Genomic DNA, 8,529 nt, shown 5'->3' on the forward strand with positions numbered 1-8,529 from the left:
GGCGGTGGCGAAGATCGTCGGGTTCGACGTCACGCCGAGCACACCCGCGTCGACCAGGCGCTGCAGCTCGCCCCCGTCGGTCAGTTCGCGGGAGAGGTCGTCCAGCCAGACCGACACACCGTGCTGGGCGAGCAGTTCGACGTTGTTCGTACTCATGCGTTGGTGTCCTGTCCTGAGATGTCGCCGGGCTCGCGGATCGTGGTGGTGCCATCGGCGTGGCCCACGACGACGGCGTCGGCCATGTTGATGAACAACCCGTTCTCAACCACCCCGGGAATCTGGTTGAGCTCTGCGGCCAACGTGGCCGCGTCCTGGATGGCGCCAAGTCGCACGTCCAGCAGGTAGTTCCCGCTGTCGGTCACGAGCGGTCCACACGACCCTGGCCGGCGCACCGGGGCGCAGATGTCGTAGCCGGCGTCGCGCAACAGGTCGGTGACCAGGCGCGCTGTGCTGGTCCAGCCGAAAGGCAGGACCTCGATCGGCAGCGGGAACTGTCCCAGCGTGGTGACCAGTTTGCTCGCATCCGACACGATCACCGTGCGGCGCGAGGCCCGCGAGATGATCTTCTCCCACAGTAGGCAGGCGCCGCCGCCTTTGATCATGTCGCCCTGGGCGTCGAGTTCGTCCGCGCCGTCAATGGTGAGGTCCAGCTCGGACACCGCCTCGAGGTCCGTTAGGCGTACTCCCAAGCTTCGCGCGAGGTCACCGGTTGCCTGGGAGGTGGGTACTCCGACGACGTCGAGACCATCGGCCACCCGCTCGGCCAGTGCGCGGACGAAGAAGTGCGCCGTGGTTCCCGACCCGAGTCCCAAGGTCATACCGTCGTGGCACAGTTCCGCGGCGGCCCGGCGCCCGGCGGCCTGTTTCGCGCGGTCTTGCGTCGTGCCGGTTGTCACAGCTGTTCCTTTCCGGTGATGGTGGTGGTGCAGTGCTCAGCGCGCCGCGGCAGCCACGATGCGGCGTTCATCGGTGGGCTGGCGCTGCTCAGCGAGGCGTCCGGCGTTGGCCGGGGCCTTGGCGGGGAGCACCGGGCGGTCCAGCCCTTGGAGAGTGTGCGCCACCCGCAGAACCTGCTCGCAATAGCCGCGTTCGTTGTCGTACCAGACGTACAGGACGACCGTGTCGCCGGCGGCGATCGTCGCACGCGCGTCCACGACGCCGGTCTTGATCGTTCCGATGAAGTCGGTGGAGACGACCTCGGGGGAATCGGTGTAGTCGATCTGGTCCTGCCACGGGGAGTTCATCGATAGTTGGCGCAAGTACTCGTTGATCGATGCCTTGTCCACCGGCCGGACCAAGTTCAGGTGCAGCACTGCGAGTGAGACGTCGGGGGTGGGCACGCGGATGGAGCTGCCGGTGAGTTTACCGTCCAGCTCGGGGAGCGCCTTGGCCACCGCCTTGGCCGCGCCGGTCTCGGTGAGGACCATGTTTAGCATCGCCGATCGACCGCGCCGGTCCCCGGTGTGGAAGTTGTCGATGAGGTTCTGGTCGTTGGTGAACGAGTGCACCGTCTCAACGTGCCCGCGGACGATGCCGTATTCCTCGTGCACGGCCTTCAGGACCGGGGCGATGGCATTGGTGGTGCACGAGGCCGCCGAGGCGATCCGGTCGTGGCCGGTGAGAGTGTCCTGGTTCAGGCCGTGGACGATGTTCTTCACCGCTCCCTTGCCCGGCGCGGTCAGCAGCACCCGTCCGGCACCGGGGCTTGCCAGGTGCCTGGCCAGGCTCTCGGTGTCGCGCCAGCGGCCGGTGTTGTCGATGACGATGGCGTCCTGGATGCCGTGAGCGCGGTAGTCGATGGTGCTGGGATCATCGGAGTAGATGACCTGGATCGTCGTGCCGTTGGCCTGGATCTGGTTGTGTTCTTCGTCCACCGTGATCGTTCCGGCGAACCTGCCGTGCACGGAGTCCCGGCGCAGCAGGCTGGCGCGCTTGAGGAGGTCCTGCCCTCCGCCGGGCCGCACCACCACCGCCCGCAGCCGCAGACCCCACGGATCCTCGCCGCGCTCGATCAGGATCCGGGCCAGCAGTCGGCCGATGCGGCCGAAGCCATACAGGACCACGTCGCGGCGGCTCTGTGGCCGGTCGGCCCCGGCCAACGCGTACTCCAGCGGGGTGAGCACCTCACGGACGGCGTCCTCGCCACTGATTCCGGCGCCGGTCAAGCGGGCCAGGTCGATGACGGCCGGTGACAGCGGCAGGCGGCCCAGCACCTGCAGCAGTTCCAGGCTGCTCTCCATCGACAGTTCCCTGCCATCGACGCGCCGGGCCAAGCGGTGGGCCTTGATTAGGCCCACGACCGACGCGCCGACCAGGCTGCGGCCGTGCACGGTGATGTTGACGCCGTGCTGGCGGTGCAGTCGGCCGATCAGGGGGATCATGGCCTCGGCCGCGGCCATTCGGGTGGGCCACCCGTCGTCAGGCGCCCACTCCTGCGCCGGGTGCGCAAGCGAGAGATCTTCGATCGGACTGTTCTTGACGGCGTCGTCGAGTGTCACGGTCAACTCACCTGGTCGATGGGGTCTTGCCTGCAAGGAGGGTACCTCTGAAAGTTATTGTCTGTTGGCTTGTGTGTCCACTGGGTGAGACATATTCTGTTGTGAGCTCGCTCACCTATGGCAATCTGGCAACCCCTTCACGTCGGGGCGCCGCTCCAGATGAGACCGGATCCCTCGCCGGTGGATCAGCTCTGCTGCAACTTTTTCCTATGAGTCGCGGCGAGCATCGCGGTAGTTCTCCACACCCCCGGCCCGGGTTGCGCGGAGTTCGCGCCCGGTAAACAACTGCCAATCTTCTCGATCGGACGGCTTGTCCGTAGTCTGCGACTTCAGCAAGATGCCGTCGTTGCCGCCGTTCGCGCGGTCGACTCACCGTCGAGAGGCAGGTTCCGTGACGAACAACAGCAAGCCCGAGGCGACTCCCGCGCCAGTCGGTACGCACGCGAAGGTGTCCGCAAGGCCGGCGCCCCCGACTTCGAGCGAGATCTTCGGCGCGCACGAAGGCGGGAAACTGGGCACCGCGCTGACCGCGGCGCTGGAGGACGTACGCGATCTGTCGATCGCCTACACCCCTGGTGTGGCTGAGGTGTGCCGCGCGATCGCCGCCGAGCCTAAGTTGGCCCGCCAGTACACCTGGACGCAGCGGCTGGTCGCCGTCGTCAGCGACGGCACCGCCGTCCTCGGGCTGGGCAACATCGGCCCGCGCGCCGCACTGCCGGTGATGGAGGGTAAGTCGGCACTGTTCAAGAACTTCGGCGGTCTGGACTCCATCCCGCTGGTCCTGGACACCACCGACGTTGAGGAGATAGTCGAGACGCTCGTGCGATTGCGGCCCAGCTTCGGAGCGGTCAATCTGGAGGACGTCTCGGCACCGCGCTGTTTCGACCTCGAGCGCCGGCTCGTGCAGGCTCTGGACTGTCCGGTCATGCACGACGACCAGCACGGCACAGCCATCGTTCTGCTCGCTGCGTTGCAGGGCGCCTGCGCCGTCACGAGCCGCTCGCCGGAGTCGTTGCGTGTTGTGGTCTCCGGCGCCGGAGCGGCTGGCGTGGCCTGCGCACGCTTCCTGCTGTCGGCCGGAGTCAAGGACGTCGTCGTCCTGGATTCGCGCGGCATCGTGGACCTCGCCCGCGGCGGGGTCAAAGCCGAGTTGGCTGCCGAGACGAACCCGCGCGGCCTGTCCGGTGGGCTGACCGAGGCGCTGGCCGGGGCCGACGTGTTCGTCGGGTTGTCCGGCGGCACGCTGCCGGAAGCGCTCTTGAGCACCATGGCTCCAGATCCGTTCGTGTTCGCCCTGTCCAACCCCGACCCCGAGGTCCATCCCGAAGTCGCTGCGCGCTACGCCTCCGTGGTCGCTACCGGCCGCAGTGACTTCCCGAACCAGATCAACAACGTCTTGGCCTTCCCCGGCGTGTTTCGCGGGGCCCTGGATGCCGGGGCACGTCGGATCACCGAGCCGATGAAGCTCGCCGCGGCCCAGGCCATCTTCCGCGTCGCCTCCGCTGACCTGGCCATCGACCGCATCGTGCCCAGCCCGTTCGACCCGCGGGTGGCGCCGGCGGTCGCGGCGGCTGTCGCCGAGGCCGCTCGTCAGGACCCTGGCGCCGGGGTGGCCTCGGCCTAGTTTTCCTGGTCGCCCAGGTGTCCTGGCCGCGTGGTGCCTGGGCTGTCTAGGCGTCGTCCGAATCCGTTCTGCCCGGGAGGAGCGAGCTCGCCCGGGCAGGTCGGTGGACGGGGCGTCCTACCGGCCTGGCCGCTGGCCGCATCGGCGGGCGCAAGCCCTTCCCGTGCGCCTGGCCTAACCGGCGTGGCTGGCGCCTTCGGCGCCTCGCGCACCGCGGTGGGCACCGATCGCCGCGGCCCAGGCGTCCAGCACCGCGAGGTTGGCCAGCACCGCTTCCTGGCTGCGCCAGGGAGTGTCCAGCTCACCGCGGCCAAGGCGGAAGGCGACCTCGATCGCCGAGTGGTACAGCCCTGCGTGCCGGACCGGTTCGGGCTCGCGCCAGGTGGCGATCTCCTGGCCGGTCGGGGAGCTGAGGACGACATCGCCGGGCATGAAGAACGGCGCCGGCAGGCTCAACAACCCCTCAGTCCCTGCCAGACTCGCGGCAGTCGGCGTCGTGGTGACCATGCTGGTGTGCAGCACGCTCAGCGCGCCACCGGCGTGGGTCAGCACCGCCGCCGACTCCCCCACCACTCCCGTCGCTGTCAGCTGGCCCTGGGCTTGCAGGGACTGAACAGGCCCTAGGACCTCGAGGGCGAAGGAGGTGAGGTAGGTGCCGAGGTCCAGCAGGGCCCCACCGGCCATCGCCGGATCCCAGATGCGGTGCGCGGGATCGAACCGTTCGCCGTGGTCGCCCAGGACGGTCCGCAGCTCACCGAGCCAGCCCGCCGCCACGACCTGCCGGACCACGTCGGTGCGCGGCAAGAAGGCCGTCCAATGCGCCTCGAAGCAGCCCACTGAGGCCGCCGAAGCCGCCGCATATACCGCCGTCGCGTCCGCCACGTCCAGCGCGAGGGGCTTTTCGACCAGCACGTGCCGGCCGGCGCCGATGGCCAGCTCCGCTGCGGGCCGGTGCAGCTGATGGGGCAGGGCGACGTACACCACGTCGACGCCAGGGTCTGCTGCCAGAGCCTCGTAGGAGCCGTGCGCGCGATCGATGCCGTGCTCGGCCGCGAAGCGGACCGCGACGCCCGCCTCCCGCGATCCCACCGCCACCACCCGCTGGTCGGTGTACCGGTGCAGCGAGTCGGTGAACCGGCGGGCCACCCACCCGGTGCCCATGACCGCCCAGCGCAGGGCCGGCACCGACCGGGGTTCGGGCCGGCGCGGGGGCGGCAGCGTTCTGGGCGCGCTCACGGCGCTGACAGCTCGGTGGCCGCGGCGGCCGCGGCTTCGATGATCTCCAGCGTCCGGACCGAGTCCTCGACGCCCCATGGCAGCACCTCGCCGAGCCGGATGTGCCGCGCGAAGGCCTCAAGCTGGTACTCGTAGCTGGAGCGCACGCCGAGGTGCTCGATCCGCTGCCCCGCGTCCGTCGCCACGAGTACCCGGTCGTCCTGGTTGGCCTTGACGAAGTTGCAGGCGTGGGCCGAGCCGGCGGTGCCGACGACCTCCACCGTAAAGCGCCACTCGGCCCCGCTCATCCGGCTGCGCACGCTCGAGGTTGCCCCGCCGCGGTAGCGCAGGTCCACCTCGAACCAGTCATCGACCCCGGGATAGCGCGGATTGGTGCCGCGGCGGGCGCTGAGCACCGCCGGGTCGCCGCCGGCGCGTGAGGCCAGCTGACGGGTCAGGTGCAAGCCGTAGCAACCAAGGTCCATCAGCGCGCCCCCGGCCAGCGGGCCGGACCAGCGCGGGTCACCGGCTGCCGGGGCGGGCATGTACATGTCCACCTCCAGGCGCCGGAACTGCCCGAGCTCACCGATGTCCAGCAGGCTCAACAACCGCTGCATGACCGGATGGTGGAAGTAATGGAAGCCCTCCAGGAAGGCGCCGCCGGTGTGCTTGACCACGTCGAGGACCTCGCGGGCCTGCAGTGCACTCACTGCCGAGGGCTTCTCGGTGAGCACGTGCTTGCCAGCCAGCGCGGCGCGGATGTTCCATTGGGCGTGCAGGGAGTTGGGCAGAGGGTTGTACACGACCTCTACGTCGGGGTCGTCGATGACCGCCTGATAGTTGTCGTGCACCCGCTCAACGCCATTGCTGGTCGCGAACGCTTCTGCTCGGGCACGATCACGCGCGGCGACAGCGACTAGGCGGTGACCACCGGCGTGGGCCGGGCCGACGATGGCCTCGGCGCAGATGCGCGCAGCGCCCAGGATACCGATACGCAAAGGTTCGTTGTTGGTTGGCACCAAAGACCTCCAAGGGGACAGACGCGTCAGGCAAACATCAGCGAGCCCTCGCCGGACTCGGCGAGGGCTCGCTGTGGGGCCGTCATCGTCAGCGAGTTCCGGCCTTCGCGTACTGCGACACCGCCTCGATGTTGGTCGCGTCGATGAACGCCGGGCCGGTCAGCGTGGCCTGTCCACCACCGATAGTGTTTCCATTCGTCTTGTACAACCACAGCGAGTCAACGGCCTCGTAGCCCTGCAGGTAGGGCTGCTGATCCACGGCCCATTCCACGGACTTGTCCTGGATGGCGCTGACCAGCTCGGCGTTGGTGTCGAACGTTGCAAGCTTGGCCTGGCTGCCCGCTTCCTGCAGCGACTGCACAGCGATGAGAGCGATCGGAGCCCCCAGGGTGATGACGTGGTCGATTGAGTCGTCTTGCTGCAACTTGGCGGTGATGGTCGACTGCACCGACGGTGCATCCGTGCCGTTCACATAAATAGTCTCAACCGCCCCAGTCGTTCCGACACCCTGCGCCACGCCCTTGCACCGGTCCTCCAGCTGCACCTGGCCTTGCGTCTGGATGACGCACAACGTCTTCTTCGCCCCTTCGGCGGCCAGGCGCTGGCCTGCGGCGGTGCCGGCGATCGTTTCGTCCTGACCGAAGTACCCCAGGAGCCCCTGCTGCTGCCAGTCGTTGAAGCCGGCGTTCAGACCGACGACCGGGATGCCCGCGGCCTTGGCGTTACCCAGAGCATCAGTCAGTGAGGAAGCGTTGGGCATGGTGACGGCGATTGCATCGACCTTGGCGTCGACGGCATTCTGGATAAGGATCGCTTGCTGCGAGGCGTTGTCGTTGTTCGAGTACTGCAGGTCGACATTGTCCTTAGCCGCCGCGGCCTCGGCGCCCTTGCGAACGATGTCCCAGAAGGTGTCGCCGGCCGACCCGTGAGTGATCAGCGCAACCTTGAACTTCGGCGTGTTCGCGACCTGACCACCGCTGGAGCCTTCATTGCTGTTGTCAGCAGCGCCACCAGTGCTGCTGCACGCCGCCAGCCCCAAGGCTGCAACCGCCAGCAGCGCTGCGGTGCGGAATCCTGCACGAGACTTCGTCATCTCTTGCCATCCTCATCAATAGATGCCATCCGCACCATGCGGATCGGCGGTCGTTGCGGCCTGCTGATAGCACTTGGCCGTGCTGATGTCCGGGCGATACAACGGGTGGTCGCCACGACACACGTCGAACGGTGCGCCGACTCCCCGGCGGTTCACCAACGGTCGATCGCGCGTCGTCGATGCCATGCGAGCCCACAAACCATGACGAGCGACCAGTTCACAGTGCCCGCAAAGTTTAGGGTCTAGCCCCCAGGTCGATCTCGACGCGCTGACCGGTCTTGAGGGACTCCACGCCGGCCGCGCAGACGGCGGCCGCGGCGTAGCCGTCCCACACACCCGGGCCGTCGACGTTGGTGCCGGCGCGGACCGCGTCGATCCAGCGCTGGAACTCGGTGTCGTAGGCGGCGCCGAAGCGCTCCTTGAAGTCCTTGGGGATCGACCCGCCCCAGCCGGCGCCGGACTGGGTGACCATGCCCTCGGGCAGCCCGATGCGGGCCTGCCCCTTCTCGGCCACCAGCTCGGTGCGCACCTCGTAGCCGAACGTCGTGTTGACGAAGATCTCGACGTCGACCAGGATCCCGCTCTCGGTCTCCATGATGACGAACTGCGGGTCCAGCAGGCCCTCCGGCGCCTGGCTGGTGGACCGTGGCGCGATCACCCGGATCGCGACGATCTCCTCACCGGTCAGGTACCGCACGATGTCCGCTTCATGCACCACCGAATCCAAGAGGAGCATCTCGGAGGAGAAGTTCGGCGGCGTGGTGGCGTTGCGGTGGGCGCAGTGCAGGAATAGCGGCGCGCCGTACTCCCCGGAGGCGATGAGCGCCCGCAGCTGCTGGTAGCCGGCGTCGAAGCGGCGCATGAAACCGACCTGCACCAGCGGCCGGCCCTCTTCTGCCACCACCGCAGCCTCTGCCTCGACGATCGTGCGCGCGGTCTCCGGCGAGGTCGTCAGCGGCTTCTCGCACAGGACCGGCTTGCCGGCTTCCAGCGCCAGCAGCACCAGTTCCTCGTGCGTGAACCCGGGGGTGGCGATGACCAGGGCGTCGACCTCGGGGTCGGCGATGGCGGCCTTGGGGT

Annotated in this window: 7 protein-coding genes; 1 reads left to right on the forward strand and 6 read right to left on the reverse strand. The window is 68.3% G+C overall.

The window, feature by feature from the left end; translation table 11 throughout:
* Nucleotides 1-152 precede the first annotated feature (152 nt).
* Nucleotides 153-896: a ribose-5-phosphate isomerase RpiA gene (gene rpiA, locus ACRYR2_RS24765; RefSeq protein WP_432565664.1), complete on the reverse strand. Its 744-nt coding sequence runs from the start codon at nucleotides 894-896 to the stop codon at nucleotides 153-155.
* A gap of 36 nt (nucleotides 897-932) precedes the next feature.
* Nucleotides 933-2,465 (reverse strand): glyceraldehyde-3-phosphate dehydrogenase, encoded by a 1,533-nt coding sequence (locus ACRYR2_RS24770; RefSeq protein ID WP_432565670.1) that lies wholly within the window; start codon nucleotides 2,463-2,465, stop codon nucleotides 933-935.
* Nucleotides 2,466-2,889: 424 nt separating this feature from the next.
* On the opposite strand from ACRYR2_RS24770, the gene ACRYR2_RS24775 reads away from it, so the two are divergent.
* Complete coding sequence (locus tag ACRYR2_RS24775) at nucleotides 2,890-4,122, forward strand: NAD(P)-dependent malic enzyme (RefSeq protein WP_432565665.1); 1,233 nt, start codon at nucleotides 2,890-2,892, stop codon at nucleotides 4,120-4,122.
* 174 nt (nucleotides 4,123-4,296) lie between these two features.
* Here the strand turns inward: ACRYR2_RS24775 and ACRYR2_RS24780 are convergent, their stop codons facing one another.
* The 4 genes from ACRYR2_RS24780 to ACRYR2_RS24795 all read right to left on the reverse strand — a co-directional run.
* Nucleotides 4,297-5,358, reverse strand: a complete 1,062-nt coding sequence (locus ACRYR2_RS24780; RefSeq protein WP_432565666.1) for a Gfo/Idh/MocA family protein — start codon at nucleotides 5,356-5,358, stop codon at nucleotides 4,297-4,299.
* Nucleotides 5,355-6,356, reverse strand: a complete 1,002-nt coding sequence (locus ACRYR2_RS24785; protein ID WP_432565667.1) for a Gfo/Idh/MocA family protein — start codon at nucleotides 6,354-6,356, stop codon at nucleotides 5,355-5,357. The genes ACRYR2_RS24780 and ACRYR2_RS24785 overlap by 4 nt, the downstream gene beginning before the upstream one ends.
* An 88-nt stretch (nucleotides 6,357-6,444) precedes the next feature.
* On the reverse strand, nucleotides 6,445-7,449 hold the full coding sequence (locus ACRYR2_RS24790) for a substrate-binding domain-containing protein (RefSeq protein ID WP_432565668.1): 1,005 nt from the start codon (nucleotides 7,447-7,449) through the stop codon (nucleotides 6,445-6,447).
* A gap of 235 nt (nucleotides 7,450-7,684) precedes the next feature.
* Nucleotides 7,685-8,529 (reverse strand): Gfo/Idh/MocA family protein (locus tag ACRYR2_RS24795; protein WP_432565669.1); only part of this gene is annotated, 845 nt, incomplete at its 5' end.

This window comes from Kineococcus deserti (assembly GCF_050871945.1).
In the GTDB taxonomy this organism is placed as follows: Bacteria; Actinomycetota; Actinomycetes; order Actinomycetales; family Kineococcaceae; genus Kineococcus.

What these genes read in the sequence shown, in the direction of transcription:
- ACRYR2_RS24790 (WP_432565668.1), bottom strand. Translation starts at nt 7,449, where the DNA reads ATGACGAAGTCTCGTGCAGGATTCCGCACCGCAGCGCTGCTGGCGGTT.